Genomic DNA, 13,147 nt, shown 5'->3' with positions numbered 1-13,147 from the left:
ATGGAAACTCAAACACTGATCTTCCTCTTTGTGGGCTTATCCTTTGCGCTTTATATAGGCATTGCCATCTGGTCCCGCGCGGGCACCACCAAAGAATACTATGTCGCCGGTGGTGGCGTTCACCCTGTGGCTAACGGAATGGCGACCGCGGCGGACTGGATGTCGGCAGCGTCGTTTATTTCCATGGCAGGCATCATCTCCTTTATGGGGCGTGACGGCGCCATGTATCTCATGGGCTGGACGGGCGGTTATGTATTACTTGCCATGTGTCTTGCACCGTACCTGCGTAAGTTCGGACAATTTACCGTGCCGGATTTTGTGGCAGAACGTTACTACAGCCAGCTGGCTCGGGTTGTGGCGGTTATCTGCGTGATCTTTATCTCCTTCACTTACGTGGCGGGGCAGATGCGTGGCGTGGGTATTGTCTTCTCCCGTTATCTTGAAGTGGATATCAATGTCGGCGTTATGATCGGCATGGGCATCGTCTTCATCTATGCGGTGTTAGGCGGCATGAAAGGGATTACTTACACGCAGGTGGCTCAATACTGTGTGATGATCTTTGCCTATTTGGTGCCCGCCATCTTTATCTCCATGATGATTACCGGTAACCCGATTCCACAGCTGGGCTTTGGTAGCACGGTGGAAGGCACGGATATGTCGGTGCTGGAGAAACTCAATGGCTTATCAACGGAGCTCGGGTTTGCCCAGTACACGGATGGCTCAAAATCCACCATTGACGTGTTCTTTATTACCATGGCGCTGATGGTGGGCACTGCTGGCTTGCCACACGTTATTGTTCGCTTCTTCACAACCCCAACGGTTCGTGATGCTCGTAAATCTGCCGGTTATGCGCTGTTGTTTATCGCTGTGCTGTATACCACTGCACCTGCGGTTGCCAGCTTTGCCCGTATTAACCTATTGAATACGGTGTCCGAAGCGGAATACGAAAACCTGCCGGACTGGTTTGCTAACTGGGAGAACTCCGGCTTGATGGCCTGGGTGGACAAAAACGACGATGGCAAGATTCAATACCATCCTGGTAAACCTATTGATGGTAAGCCGTCGTTTATTGATGCCCGTGGTCAAAGTGGCGAGCGTCTGTTGAGTAACTCTCAGACGGACAACAACAACGAGCTCTATGTTGACCGGGATATCATGGTGTTGGCCAACCCTGAAATTGCTAACCTGCCAGGTTGGGTGATTGCATTGGTTGCAGCTGGTGGCCTTGCTGCAGCATTGTCCACGGCAGCAGGTTTGTTGCTGGTCATCTCTACATCCATTTCCCACGATTTGCTGAAGCGGAACCTGATGCCCGGTATCACCGATAAGCAGGAGCTGTTAGCTGCAAGATTGGCGGCGGCGGCTGCGATCGGTATTGCAGGGCTGGCGGGTATTTATCCGCCTGGGTTTGTGGCGTCGGTGGTGGCCTTCGCCTTCGGTTTGGCGGCATCATCCTTCTTCCCTGCGATCCTGCTGGGTATCTTCTACAAGCGGATGAACCGTGAAGGTGCCATTGCTGGTATGGTGACTGGTCTGGTATTCACGGCTTCTTACATCATCTACTTTAAGTTCCTCGGTGGAACGGCGGATGAGTGGTGGTTTGGCGTGTCTCCAGAAGGTATCGGTACGCTGGGTATGCTGATCAACTTCACCGTGTCCATGGTGGTTTGTCATGTGACTGAAGCACCACCTCAAGCAGTTCAGGATATGGTGGATAACATCCGTATTCCTCGGAAGGACGGGCAGGCTTCAGACCCTGTGGCGAATGGAGAAACTGCTCGGGTATAAACCTTAAAAGTACAAAAGTGCACTAAAGCCGCTCATTCGAGCGGCTTTTTTATTACGGAAGTACTGACAGAATGAAACTTTTAAGTAGGCAGTGACTCTATGGTTCAGTAAACCCTGAAAACAGAGAGCTACCAATGAAGAAACTGCTGCAAGCCTTCGTGATGTTGTTGTTTGTGCAACAAGCCACCGCATTTGATACGAATATGCCATTGTTGCTGAGTATGAAATACATCACCAACGACCATGTTTATGATGAGGCGAGTGAGTATGAGCAGGTTGACCATGTGATCAATGTGTATGGCACAGAGGTGAATCCAAATCATAGAGCGTCAAATAGCCAATTTAAAGTGACCGTAGACGGAGTGGAGGTCGATTCAATATCATCGGAAACCTTTGGGCGATTGCAACAGCTAAGACGAAATTTCAGTGATGATAGTGTGTCCGGAGGCATCCAGAGATTAACGCCAAGTGCAGTACTTTGTCGACTTGGTGGGCCAGCAAGAGGTTTACGGCTGGAAGCCTTGTATCTGACGTTTGAAAACCATCAGGTCACAGAAAGCAATATGAAGCGAGTTCTCGATCTGCCGTTAAACTGCCTTTACCAGCCACAGTTTGTGCCATTAGGTGTCGATGGCAAGGAGTCAGCCATATCAGTCATGGCAGTATTGAGGACGATTGTGGAAATGCAGATCCATTAGTTATTGGTATGTAGTCGTTTGTGTAGAGATCCTTAACCCTTCTTTAATGCTTTGTCAGTAGTTATGTACCTGCTGGCAAAGAATCCTTATACTTATCATCTTTCGATATAAGAGCAAGATCGTTTACGTGACAAACATCACGTTCTTATGACCCTCTATCTGTTACTCGTTGTACTTCCTAGTTCATCTACATAGTATTCGTCGTGTAAAGAATTCGAATTTCTCACAGTTGTATACACGTTATGATTAAGCCCGTAATAAAGCAGCCAGCTGCTGGCAAGATGCCATGGCGTGGTTCCTGCCAGCAAGGTTTTACTCTTGTTGAGCTGATGGTCACCATTGTTGTGTTGGGCATTCTTCTGGCCATTGCTTTTCCTTCTATGCAGTCTTCTATTGCTTCAAACCGGGTACGTTCTCAGGGGCAGGATATCGTGAATATTCTGAATTTTGCCCGATCTGAAGCTATCAGCAGAGGAGCTTCTGTAACCGTATCTCCTCAGAATACATGGACAACCGGGGCGTTGGTGAAAATTGGTACAGTAACCATTAAAAGCCTACCCGCCTTTGAGGGTGGCACAGTGATCAGTAGTGGTGCGGATATTACTTTTACAGAGCGTGGTCAGCTGGTGACCAGTGCTGTCACTCTTCAGGTGGCTCACAGCAAGACATCAAGTACATCTTCAGTCAGTGTTGCATCCGGAGGCAGTATTTCACGTCAGTAGCCCATTGGGTTCTGGTTTGGGGGAGTGGAATCAATGAAAAAAAACGGTTTTACCTTAATTGAAGTGCTGGTGGCTTTGGTGCTGGTTGGCGTCGCATTTATGGGCATGGCAAAACTTTTATTTGAGTCGCGCAAGCAAATTCATGAGGTGCAACAGCGCAGTATTGCCTTGAGTCTCGTTAATGACATGATTGGCCGCATGACAGCGAACCCGCAGGGGCTCTCTAACTATCACAATACATCTATTACCGCGATTACTCTTGCCGGCAAAAATTGCCAAGCAGACAGTACTTGTACTGCCGCTGAGATGGCTGCTTACGATCTGCAAGAATGGGCGGAGAGTTTGGTAGGCAGTAGTGTTAAGAAGGGTTCGGGTAATGATGCTGTCAACGTTGGTGGTCTGGTGTCGCCTGTTGGCTGTATTACGGTGGTTAATAATGCTGTAACTCTGTCCATTGCCTGGCGAGGTAAACAAGCCCAAACCGAAACAACGGACAGAGCAGCAAAAACCTGTGGCAAAGACAATGCAAACTTCACGCAGGTCGCAGATAACGATCTGCGCAGGCTTCTGGAAGTAACAACGACAATAGGCAGTTAATAGGCAGTGGAAGTGTATATCCGGACGCGTAGCAAGTGCTTTCAGTCAGGCCTGACTCTGATTGAATTGATGATTTCCATGGTCCTCGCATTGTTGTTAATGGGGGTTCTGGCGTCGATTTATATAAATAGTTTTTCCATTCAAATGACAGATAGCCGCAGTGTGGCTCTTGAGCATGATGCCCGTAACGCAATGACTCTCCTTATTCGTGATCTGTCTTCTGCCGGGTATGCGAATGGCGCGCCGCTTGGTGATGTGGCCGTCACAGGGCTAACGGTGACTAACGATTGCTCAAACCTGTCTTCTGCGTTGAATATGAGTGTTGGTTTACTGGCAGGGCGAGGTGATGATGGCAGTATTACCAACTGCAGTATTGCCGCTAATGCTAAAACCGGAGTATACACTGGCACCTACCAAACCCCCGCTGACTGGGTACTGGTCAAGGGCGCCATTGGTGTTGAAATTGACAGTGCAGATCTGATCGACGCAGACAACGTGGATGTGTACAAAAACAGAAACTTTCTTATAGCGAACACAGTCAGCGGTAAAATTTTTAAAACGGGCTCGAGTAGTCTGGCGATACCCAGTGGTTTTGAAAGAGGCGTTATTCGGGAATACGGCTTTAGTCTTTTTTATATCAATACCAGTAACCAGTTAGCACTGGTTCAGTTAAAAAATGGAGCCCTGCAGGCGCCTGTGGTAATAGCTGACAATGTTGAAGCGCTCAGAGTAAGAGTCGGTACGGCACCCGATGGTGATTCTGGTGTCACCCAGTTAACAGGTCTGAATGCCGCAACAGATGGCTGGGGTGCTTCCGATTGGAATCGAGTGAGAAGCCTGGAAATTAACCTACTGGTGAGTACTGGGACAGAGCCAGGTTACAGCGATGAAAATGTCTATCAGTTAGGCGATGTTAACTACAAAGCGGCAGACAGTGTTAAAAACAAACGCCGTAAATTACTGACTCAAACCGTATTTCTTTACAATCTTAGCTACGGGCAGACGCAATGATCAGTCAATACTCAGGGCAGAGGGAGCAAGGAATTGTGTTGATTTCTGCACTGTTCTTTTTGTTGTTACTAACAACCGTTGTGGCAGTGAGTGTTAATCAAACGACAATGTCACCACGTATGCTGGTCAATGCTGAAACTAAAGCGCTGACGTTTAATCTGGTTCAGGGTGATTTAACCACTATTCGATTAATTGAAAGTGCTACTCTGTTCCGTCCAAATAATTGCCCGAATAAAGATGATTTTGATCCCTTCTATATACGCCTGACAGGCACGGGTGCGCCAGCCCGAGAGTGTGCTCAATCAGCAAATGGCGAATATCCAGAAATAGAAATGCGAGCACTGGGCGTTGCTTCCCAACGACATGAAAACGCCAGTGGTGCCAACTCAATCAGTAGCGATTATTTTCAGACAAGAGCATCTAGAACTCAGAGTGGCATAACAACCACTCTGGTTCAGGATATGTACAAAGCCTATTGGATGGGTGGTGATACAGGACAAGGATCAGGCACGGGTGTCACCGTTGATTCTGATGCTAACGGAGTCTAATTCAATCATGGTAGGCGGTATGAGCATGATGCGTTCATTTTTTAAATGCTGCGTCGCAGTGTGTTTTCTGACTCCTTTAGTGTCGGTTGCTGATGATACTGAAATGTTTTTTGGGGATGGTAGTGGTTCCAGTTTACCACTGCAGGTGATGGTCATAACGGATGAGTCGGAAACTCTGGCTATTTATGAATTTGATCCTACAGAGCAACAAGCGTCTCAGGCTTATAACTCGCAGAATATATATAACGTTAACGAGCGACATTATGACCCATACGATGACTTTCAAGGTGATGATGCTAAGAAAACATATGTACCAATCCCAACTGGAAAGGATTACAGGGATAACGACTGCAAAGTGACTAATGGTGAGGTGGAGTGTTCAGTAAACTATTTTCGTTGGGGCGCAAGGCAAAGAAAGGAAATAGCCAAAGAAGAAATAATGAACTTTATCAACGATCCGGCCAACAGTGCTGTGGAGTTTGGATTAGCCAGTTTTCCTCAAACGGTTGTTGAAGTGCCAATTCTACCAAGGCTAAATACTCCGGGAGCTGATATTTATATTGCAGAGCACCCTAATCTAAATAGTCAAAATGATCTGCAAAACCGGTGGAATAATATCCAAACTGAAGGTTTGAATTTCCAGAGTAATGGTGATGCCAAGATTTGCACGGCCTATTATGAGACATACCGTTACCTTGCAGGATTACCCATTATATATAATGCAGATAACTATGTGGCTCCGGGGCAAGTGTATGATAGCCCGATACGTCAGCAGTGTCAGAACATCAATGTGATATATATCACCGGTGGTAAGCCAGAAGAGGAAGGTGATTCCATCAATAATACGATTAAGACTCTGACAGGCGATAGCTCTGCCTGTGGTGATTATGAGTATGTAGATGGAGACATGGAAGAGAGCTGCATGCCGAGACTGGCAAAATATATGGCTAACCCACCTGACCAAAATGCAGGCCTTGATGGTCGTGTAGCGACTGGTTATCAAGAAGCACGTACATTCACTATTGGTTTTGGGCAAGCGACTCAGTTACTTGCTGATACTGCCTCTATGGGTAAAGGCCAGTGTTTTACAACCAGCTCATCTGGAAGCTCCACGGTCGACTGTGAACCCGTGACGAATCTGGGTGAGGCGTTGCAAAAAGCCCTTGAGAAAATCCTTGAAGGTTCCAACAGTTTTGTGAGCCCGTCTGTGTCTGTCAACACCAGCAGCCGAACTGAGATTCTTGATTATACCTATCTGGCCATGTTTGAAGCATCAAATAATGCAGACTGGAAAGGTAATCTCAAAAAACTGGGTATTTTTAAAGGTTGGGAAGCATACCCAGCCGGCCATAGCTGTCGTAACTCCAGCAAAAACTTCACACCGGGAACATTGGTTGATCGCTTTTGTAATTCAGCCATGTCAACTACCTCGACAAACATGGTAGAAACGGTGGATACGTTCTGGGGTGGCACCGATGATGATGAAATCCATGAAGGTGGTTTTGGACATGTGTTGAAGGGTGCTGTCAGTGGTGGCAGAACGATTTATACCAATTTTCCAACAAGTACCGGTGAGGCGCTTGGCAGTATTGATAATCTTGATATTGGCAGTGCTGGCTTGATTAACCGTTTTGGCTATACATTTATTGCTGATGGTTATCCAACGACTCAAGGTGTGGTTAATTTTTCGGGTAATTACTCAGTTGGTGACGATTTTTGGGTTTACAGGGCATTTAATGATGCAGGCTCTGTTCGAACACTGAAGCTGAAAACACAGGGTAATGGCAATGGCTCTGTAAAAGTGAAAGTGTTAGGGAAAATGTCATTTTCGAAAACAACGCCAGGTTGGTCTGAACTGACGACGGAACAAGAGAGGTTGTCGTTTATTGAGAACCTTAATCGTACTGTGAATACGAGCTTTAAAACCTCGGATGGAGGTAGTGGTGGTTGGGGTGTTAAGAGTGTTTCTTTGAATTCGGGCGCTATGCTTTCAGGATATTTGACAACAGGTGGTAGTGCTTTCAATGTGGCTGGATATAGCCCTTCAACCTATTCAAAGAATCAGATTGTCAATTGGATAAAAGGTAAAACGTTAAATGGTAGTGCAACACGAGATTGGGTTTTAGGGGATATTCAACACAGTCGGCCCGTAACACTGAATTATGGGGATACAGACCCGGACGGTAACACCTATAGCGACGATAATCCTAACATCAGGGTTGTGTTCGGAACCAATCATGGTGTCCTCCACTTTTTAAAAGACGACTTGAGCAGTACATCAGGCCAGGTGAATGAAGAGTGGGCGTTCTTTGCCAAAGAGTCATTAGGCAATATTCCCAGGCTCATCGAGAATGAAGCAACGGATGATAGGGTCTATGGCTTGGATGGTCATATAACTACCATCCGAATTGATGCCAATAACGATGGCAATATTATCAAAGCTGACGGTGATCGGATGCTGATGTTCTTTGGTATGCGAAGAGGGGGTACCAGCTATTATGGCATGGATGTGACGGACCCGAACTCTGCACCAAAGTTGCTGTGGCGAATTGATAGTTCGACTCCAGGGTTTGAAGAGTTAGGACAGAGCTGGTCTAAAATGGTGCCGGTCGTCATACCTGGGCATCGCACCGATCCTAGTTCTGAAAACAATAATACCACGACGTATAAGTACGCCCTTGCATTTGGTGCCGGTTACGATGGCTCTGACGATGTATCTTCCGATCAAGGTAAGGACGATGTCCGAACTGGGTCTAGATCTACATCCAGTCGGGGGCGAGGCATTTATGTCATTGATGCCGGTAAAGGCACGCTGATTAAGTCTATAACGGCTCCCAATGCGTCCCTGAGTAATGTTCAGGGTGTCGCCAAAATTCAGGATAGTCGATTTGAGTGGAGTGTTGCCGCATCTCCTGCACCACTGGACAGCAATGGAGATGGTTTACATGACCGGCTTTATGTTGCAGATACTGGCGGTAATGTTTTCCGGATTGATATCGGCTCTGAGGGTGGCAGTAATAATACTGAAAGTGCCGTATGGTCAGTTTCAACGCTGGCAAAGCTGGGGCTGGATAAGAATGGTGAAAATTACCGTCGTGTCGATCATCCAAATGACCGACGCTTTTTCTATCAGCCGGCGGTTGCCAATACCAAGAATGGCGATCAGTTATTTGATGCTGTGGTGGTTGGAAGTGGTAATCGGGCAAATCCTGTATATAAAGGTACAGATCACGAGGATGGTACGAAACCATGGAAACACGGAGTTATTGACCGGTTCTATATGCTGAAGGATGTTAATGTAAATTACACTAAGTTTGGCTCCTGTGCAGGCAGCCAGACATCACCAACTGATGGAGGTCAGTGTGAACCAGCACCAATCACCCATGATTCCAGTGACTCGATGCTCTATGACACCACTGATAATCTGATCCAAGAGCCTGGTGATAATACAACGAGTGCTGCTGAAATCAGTCTACTTAATAGTAGAAAAGGTTGGTTTATGGACATTAAAGAAGCAGCGGGTGGGATGCACCACGGAGAAAAAACTTTTTCAAAAGCGGAAATTGTTTCCGGTGTTATCAGCTTTACTACTTGGGAGCCAGCTGGATCCTATACCTGCTCTCCTGGTGCTGGCGCGAGTAGAGCTTACTTCGTCAGTCTTCAGGATGCATCAGCGGTTAAAGGCGGTGGAACGCTTGTCAAAGGTGACCGTGTTGTATCATCCTTGCAGGGTGTCTCAGGTGGGCAGGTGTTTGCCCCTATAGGCGACAAAATTGTTGCAATCCCGAGTGGTGTTGATCTTGAATCTGAAATTGGCATAGGCACCTATAGCTGGTTACAGGAAAAATAAGGCAAGTCTATAAAGCGGCTCTTTAACTCGAGCCGCTTTGATTAGGAATAGATTATGGTTGTTCGGGAAAAAGGCTTTACGCTCATTGAATTAATGATCGTGGTGGTTATTATCGGTGTTCTTGCTGCTATCGCTCTGCCCTCTTATCAGGAATATGTAAAGAAAGGTCGTCGTACAGAAGCCCAAACCGCACTGATGAAAATCGCTGCTCTGCAGGAGCAGTATTATATGGATAATAAAACCTATAGCACCACGTTGACGGATGTGGGTATGAGTGCATCGCCGTTTATTACGGAGAATGGTTTTTATTCTATTGCTGCTACGTGTCCATCCAGCAACTGTGTGACGGGCTTTACTTTAACGGCTACGGCTCAGGGTGCTCAGGCGGGAGACGGGGATATTGCTTTTAACCATCTGGGTGTGAAAACCCCTTCTACCCATTGGTGATGGTTTTGGTCAGTGCAGTGGGTCGGTAATCATGAAAGGATTGCCGACAATGGAATCACCTTTCAAGCGGTTCAATCGAGTTGTTGTCGGCAACCCTTCGGGTTACCGATCTACGATAATTTTTATCCAACCCTCAAGCTTCTTTAAAAAACGCACAATAAATCCAACTCACCACACAAACTGCCGCTGCCGCTAGATAGATCGAAAAAATCACCACCATCCATTCCGCCATATTCAGGCTCAGAAAACGCCAGTCATCTGCACCGCAAAGCCCGGTTGGCATAAACATACCTGGCCACCAGTCGTATAATGGCAGATCAAATGGGAAGGTTGGTTTTAAACTGCAGCTGGATGTAAAGGGGTTGAATTCGCCGTAATCGGCCAGTTGGCCAAGGGCTTCTTTCAAACCATAGACGGCACCGGCAATCCAAATACCGTAACCTGCTAGCCTGAGAGACATTTGTTTTGGTGAGATCATCATCAGCGCCGGCGCAATAACCAGTATCATCACGGCTAGTCGTTGATAAACGCATTTCTCACAGGGGTCCAGTTTCATCACGTACTGGAAATAAAGAGCGCAGAGCTCAAGGAAAAGTGCGGTTCCCAGCATGATCAGCCAGGTGATACGGGAATTCTGCCAGTTGTGAACGGTCTGCAAGGGGCTTTTTTTTATGTCCTGCAGCACTTTGGACAGTGTAGAGGTAGTTGTGTCTGCCAAAAGTCAGATCCTTGGTTGGTTGGCCTCCATTAAGAGAAGGCCTTGGCGATTTATTTTTTGCTGTTCACTGGAAGTGATGACAAATAGGTGATCAAACCGTTCAGCTCATCATAAGACTTAAGGCTGCCCATGTTAATCAGATAACGGTTGTTAACCATAAAACTTGGAACTGAATGCACAAATTCGCCATAACGGTTCCACTGCATCAGTGTCATACCAACGGGTAAACTGTTTTTCTTAGCGTTGAAATCCGCTTCGCTTAAGCCCGCTTTTTCCATACTCTGGAAAAACTCGGCATCGTTCGTCCAATCCCCTTTACGCTCTACATGAATGCGGTTGAACAGTTCTTTTTTTACTGCTGCAAACTGTGGCGTGTTTTGGGTAATCGCCAGAGCGGTGCTGGCTTGTTTGGCGTAGCCGCCCATAAAGTCCATATGTGCCTGGCTAAACCCGATATTCTGGCTGCTTAACCAACTCTTTAGTTCGTTAAGTGGGCCATATTCCCATTTATAACAGCCACCACAATAGACAGAGAAAAGCTCGGTAACTGTTGGTTGTGAACTGGCCTGAAGGCCTTCAATCAGAGTGTAATGAGTGCCTTCCTGAAATGGTGACGCACTGCTTTGTGCAGCCTGAGCAAATGCCATCATCGGCAGTAGGAAGAAAAGGGCAGAAAAAAACTTCTTCATTGATTCTATTGTCCGTTAGTCCTGTAAAAATCAGCCCTTGATCTTAACACTATTTCAAAGTGTGAATTTCAAGGGCAAGTAAATCATTTTTTGGCAGCTTTCAGCGCTCTTGTTTCAGCCAGCAGTGCTTGCTCTTTTTCCACCATGGCCGGGGTTTCGAGGGTGATACGACCCAGCTGACCATCACGAAATTCATTGATCAGGATTTCCGACACTTTGTGGGTATCCGCAATCCCACCACGGCGCATGCAGCCACGACGCTGTCCAATCATATCGAACAGTTCTATGCCCGTTTGCGGCAGGTCTTTTATCTGGTAACGCTTGCTGAGATTTTCTGGGTAATGTTCCAGCATAAACTCTGCCAGATACATCGCCACATCTTCAAACTCAATCACGGTGTTTTTGATGGCACCACTGATAGCCAAACGAAGGCCGCAATCTTCCGGTTCCAGTTTGGGCCATAGGAAGCCGGGGGTATCCAGCAGAATAATGTTGTTGGGCAGTTTTATCCGCTGCTGCTGTTTGGTCACAGCTGGCTCATTACCGGTTCTAGCTACGGTTCGGTTGGCAAGGATATTAATAGTGGTGGATTTGCCGACGTTGGGAATCCCGAGGATTAACGCTTTTAACTGGCTAACGTCCAGATTGCGATCTGGCACCATGGAGGGCGCCATGTCCAGAATACTTCGGATTTTATCCGGCTGTTTCAGATTGACCGCGATGGCCTTCATGCCGGAGGTGTTGTTGATATGCTCGACCCACTGTTGGGTAATAGTCGGGTCTGCCAAGTCGCTCTTATTGAGTATTTTGATGCACGGTGTATCGCCACGCAGTGATGGCACCATGGGGTTTTCACTGCTGAAGGGCAGTCGGGCATCCAGTACCTCAATAATCAGATCCATCTTGGGAATCTCTTCCCGGATCTCTTTTTTGGCCTTGTGCATGTGGCCGGGGTACCAGTTGATTGCCATGGTTCAGTGAGTCTTTGGTCGATTGAAAGGCCACCATTCTACTATGTCTGGGGCGTACACAAAATAAGAAGCTAGGAGCCTGACCGAGAATAGCGCCCGTAGCGAGGATGGTAGAAAATTGAGGATAAAAAATCTGTTTTGTGAAGTGAATAGTGGTGCTATTTGCTGAACAAAACAGATTTTTTAGGCCAATTTACTACCACCGCAGTAGGGCAACCTATTCTCGGTCAGGCTCCTAGATCTCTCCAACGGTATGAATGCCTAATACATCCCGGTAATAATGAGCCATCCACTTCAGACCGTTATGCTGTAGATATTTGATAGGACGGCCAGCCACTTCTTCGGCCCGCTGTATAGCCTCACGATAACTCATGCCCAGATACAACATCTGGTAAGCGCCAATAACCATTCCTGTTCGATCGCTTCCAGCCTTACAGTGCACAAAAACAGCAACAGGTCTGCCATAGTCGCGGCTCATATGCGCGTGCAGTGATTCTACCAGTCGGTATGTCCCCTCTAGAAAAGGGATGTGTGCCAGATGGTGTGCCAGTGCGTGGTGATGATGGTCAGGGCTGGAAAGGGCGCCGTAAACTGGGTGATGGATCAGGAGTAAGCGGTCTGGGTGGGTTCTGGCGTAATGTTCTTCTATGCGGAGAAGTGAAGATTCGACCACAGTATTGAGCAGTGAAATATCAAGAATTAAAAGATTGGGTGGCAGCTCAGCACCATGGATTTTCTCAAGCTCATGGGACATGGAATCCATCAGCTCGTCATAAGCAAAGTGGTTATGGGAAAGGGGCATATTGCCTCGAAAGAGGAAATTGCTGTGATGATGGTTTATGTCAACCAGCCTTAGCTTTCTTGGGCTGAAGTGTTCTTCATGCTGATGGAAGTGGGCTTTTTCCAAAGCTTCGGTTGCTGGCGGGGTGTTTGCACAGACGTTAATGGATAATAGCGCCAGTAATAGATATAACGAAAGCCTCTGAAATATACGCATAATCACCATTTTTCATTTGATTAATTGAAAGTTAGAGTCTTTTTATTTTGGGTAGTTTCATGTGGTATTGAATTAATTCATCTTTAATTGGAACTAAATTTGAAAAATTTC

12 protein-coding genes are annotated in these 13,147 nt (G+C 46.8%); 8 read left to right on the top strand and 4 right to left on the bottom strand.

The window, feature by feature from the left end:
• From Q1B11_RS04455 to Q1B11_RS04420, 8 genes are all read left to right on the top strand, one after another.
• Positions 1 to 1,788 carry a sodium:solute symporter family protein gene (locus Q1B11_RS04455; protein ID WP_299728230.1) on the top strand — a complete coding sequence of 596 codons (1,788 nt, stop codon included), beginning with the start codon at positions 1 to 3 and terminating at the stop codon, positions 1,786 to 1,788.
• A 134-nt stretch (positions 1,789 to 1,922) separates the two neighbouring features.
• A complete protein-coding gene (locus tag Q1B11_RS04450; protein ID WP_299728227.1) occupies positions 1,923 to 2,486 on the top strand; it encodes a hypothetical protein in 564 nt (187 codons plus the stop codon).
• Between the two features lie 242 nt (positions 2,487 to 2,728).
• Positions 2,729 to 3,208: a GspH/FimT family pseudopilin gene (locus tag Q1B11_RS04445; RefSeq protein ID WP_299728224.1), complete on the top strand. Its 480-nt coding sequence runs from the start codon at positions 2,729 to 2,731 to the stop codon at positions 3,206 to 3,208.
• A 33-nt stretch (positions 3,209 to 3,241) separates the two neighbouring features.
• On the top strand, positions 3,242 to 3,805 hold the full coding sequence (gene pilV / locus Q1B11_RS04440; protein ID WP_299728221.1) for a type IV pilus modification protein PilV: 564 nt from the start codon (positions 3,242 to 3,244) through the stop codon (positions 3,803 to 3,805).
• Between the two features lie 12 nt (positions 3,806 to 3,817).
• The gene (locus Q1B11_RS04435; protein ID WP_299728218.1) at positions 3,818 to 4,816 is read left to right on the top strand and encodes a PilW family protein; all 999 of its coding nucleotides are present in this window, start codon (positions 3,818 to 3,820) and stop codon (positions 4,814 to 4,816) included.
• Positions 4,813 to 5,364 (top strand): hypothetical protein, encoded by a 552-nt coding sequence (locus Q1B11_RS04430; RefSeq protein WP_299728215.1) that lies wholly within the window; start codon positions 4,813 to 4,815, stop codon positions 5,362 to 5,364. The genes Q1B11_RS04435 and Q1B11_RS04430 overlap by 4 nt, the downstream gene beginning before the upstream one ends.
• Positions 5,303 to 9,214: a PilC/PilY family type IV pilus protein gene (locus Q1B11_RS04425; RefSeq protein ID WP_299728212.1), complete on the top strand. Its 3,912-nt coding sequence runs from the start codon at positions 5,303 to 5,305 to the stop codon at positions 9,212 to 9,214. Before Q1B11_RS04430 ends, Q1B11_RS04425 begins: the two co-directional genes overlap by 62 nt.
• A gap of 54 nt (positions 9,215 to 9,268) precedes the next feature.
• Positions 9,269 to 9,661, top strand: coding sequence for a type IV pilin protein (locus Q1B11_RS04420; RefSeq protein ID WP_299728209.1), 393 nt, complete (start codon positions 9,269 to 9,271; stop codon positions 9,659 to 9,661).
• A 133-nt stretch (positions 9,662 to 9,794) separates the two neighbouring features.
• Here the strand turns inward: Q1B11_RS04420 and Q1B11_RS04415 are convergent, their stop codons facing one another.
• The 4 genes from Q1B11_RS04415 to Q1B11_RS04400 form a co-directional block, all read right to left on the bottom strand.
• Positions 9,795 to 10,379, bottom strand: coding sequence for a disulfide bond formation protein B (locus tag Q1B11_RS04415; protein WP_299728206.1), 585 nt, complete (start codon positions 10,377 to 10,379; stop codon positions 9,795 to 9,797).
• Between the two features lie 50 nt (positions 10,380 to 10,429).
• Positions 10,430 to 11,068, bottom strand: a complete 639-nt coding sequence (locus Q1B11_RS04410) for a thioredoxin domain-containing protein (protein ID WP_299728203.1) — start codon at positions 11,066 to 11,068, stop codon at positions 10,430 to 10,432.
• 83 nt (positions 11,069 to 11,151) lie between these two features.
• Positions 11,152 to 12,039 (bottom strand): ribosome biogenesis GTPase YlqF, encoded by an 888-nt coding sequence (ylqF, locus tag Q1B11_RS04405; RefSeq protein ID WP_299728200.1) that lies wholly within the window; start codon positions 12,037 to 12,039, stop codon positions 11,152 to 11,154.
• Positions 12,040 to 12,274: 235 nt separating this feature from the next.
• On the bottom strand, positions 12,275 to 13,036 hold the full coding sequence (locus Q1B11_RS04400) for a tyrosine-protein phosphatase (protein WP_299728197.1): 762 nt from the start codon (positions 13,034 to 13,036) through the stop codon (positions 12,275 to 12,277).
• Positions 13,037 to 13,147: the final 111 nt, after the last annotated feature.

Source organism: uncultured Endozoicomonas sp., from assembly GCF_947495845.1.
Classification (GTDB): Bacteria; Pseudomonadota; Gammaproteobacteria; order Pseudomonadales; family Endozoicomonadaceae; genus Endozoicomonas.
This window is presented reverse-complemented; position numbering and strand designations above follow the sequence as displayed.

What these genes read in the sequence shown, in the direction of transcription:
- Q1B11_RS04430 (WP_299728215.1), top strand. Translation starts at nt 4,813, where the DNA reads ATGATCAGTCAATACTCAGGGCAGAGGGAGCAAGGAATTGTGTTGATT.
- Q1B11_RS04400 (WP_299728197.1), bottom strand. Translation starts at nt 13,036, where the DNA reads ATGCGTATATTTCAGAGGCTTTCGTTATATCTATTACTGGCGCTATTA.
- Q1B11_RS04410 (WP_299728203.1), bottom strand. Translation starts at nt 11,068, where the DNA reads ATGAAGAAGTTTTTTTCTGCCCTTTTCTTCCTACTGCCGATGATGGCA.
- ylqF (WP_299728200.1), bottom strand. Translation starts at nt 12,039, where the DNA reads ATGGCAATCAACTGGTACCCCGGCCACATGCACAAGGCCAAAAAAGAG.
- Q1B11_RS04450 (WP_299728227.1), top strand. Translation starts at nt 1,923, where the DNA reads ATGAAGAAACTGCTGCAAGCCTTCGTGATGTTGTTGTTTGTGCAACAA.
- Q1B11_RS04445 (WP_299728224.1), top strand. Translation starts at nt 2,729, where the DNA reads ATGATTAAGCCCGTAATAAAGCAGCCAGCTGCTGGCAAGATGCCATGG.
- Q1B11_RS04455 (WP_299728230.1), top strand. Translation starts at nt 1, where the DNA reads ATGGAAACTCAAACACTGATCTTCCTCTTTGTGGGCTTATCCTTTGCG.
- Q1B11_RS04420 (WP_299728209.1), top strand. Translation starts at nt 9,269, where the DNA reads ATGGTTGTTCGGGAAAAAGGCTTTACGCTCATTGAATTAATGATCGTG.
- pilV (WP_299728221.1), top strand. Translation starts at nt 3,242, where the DNA reads ATGAAAAAAAACGGTTTTACCTTAATTGAAGTGCTGGTGGCTTTGGTG.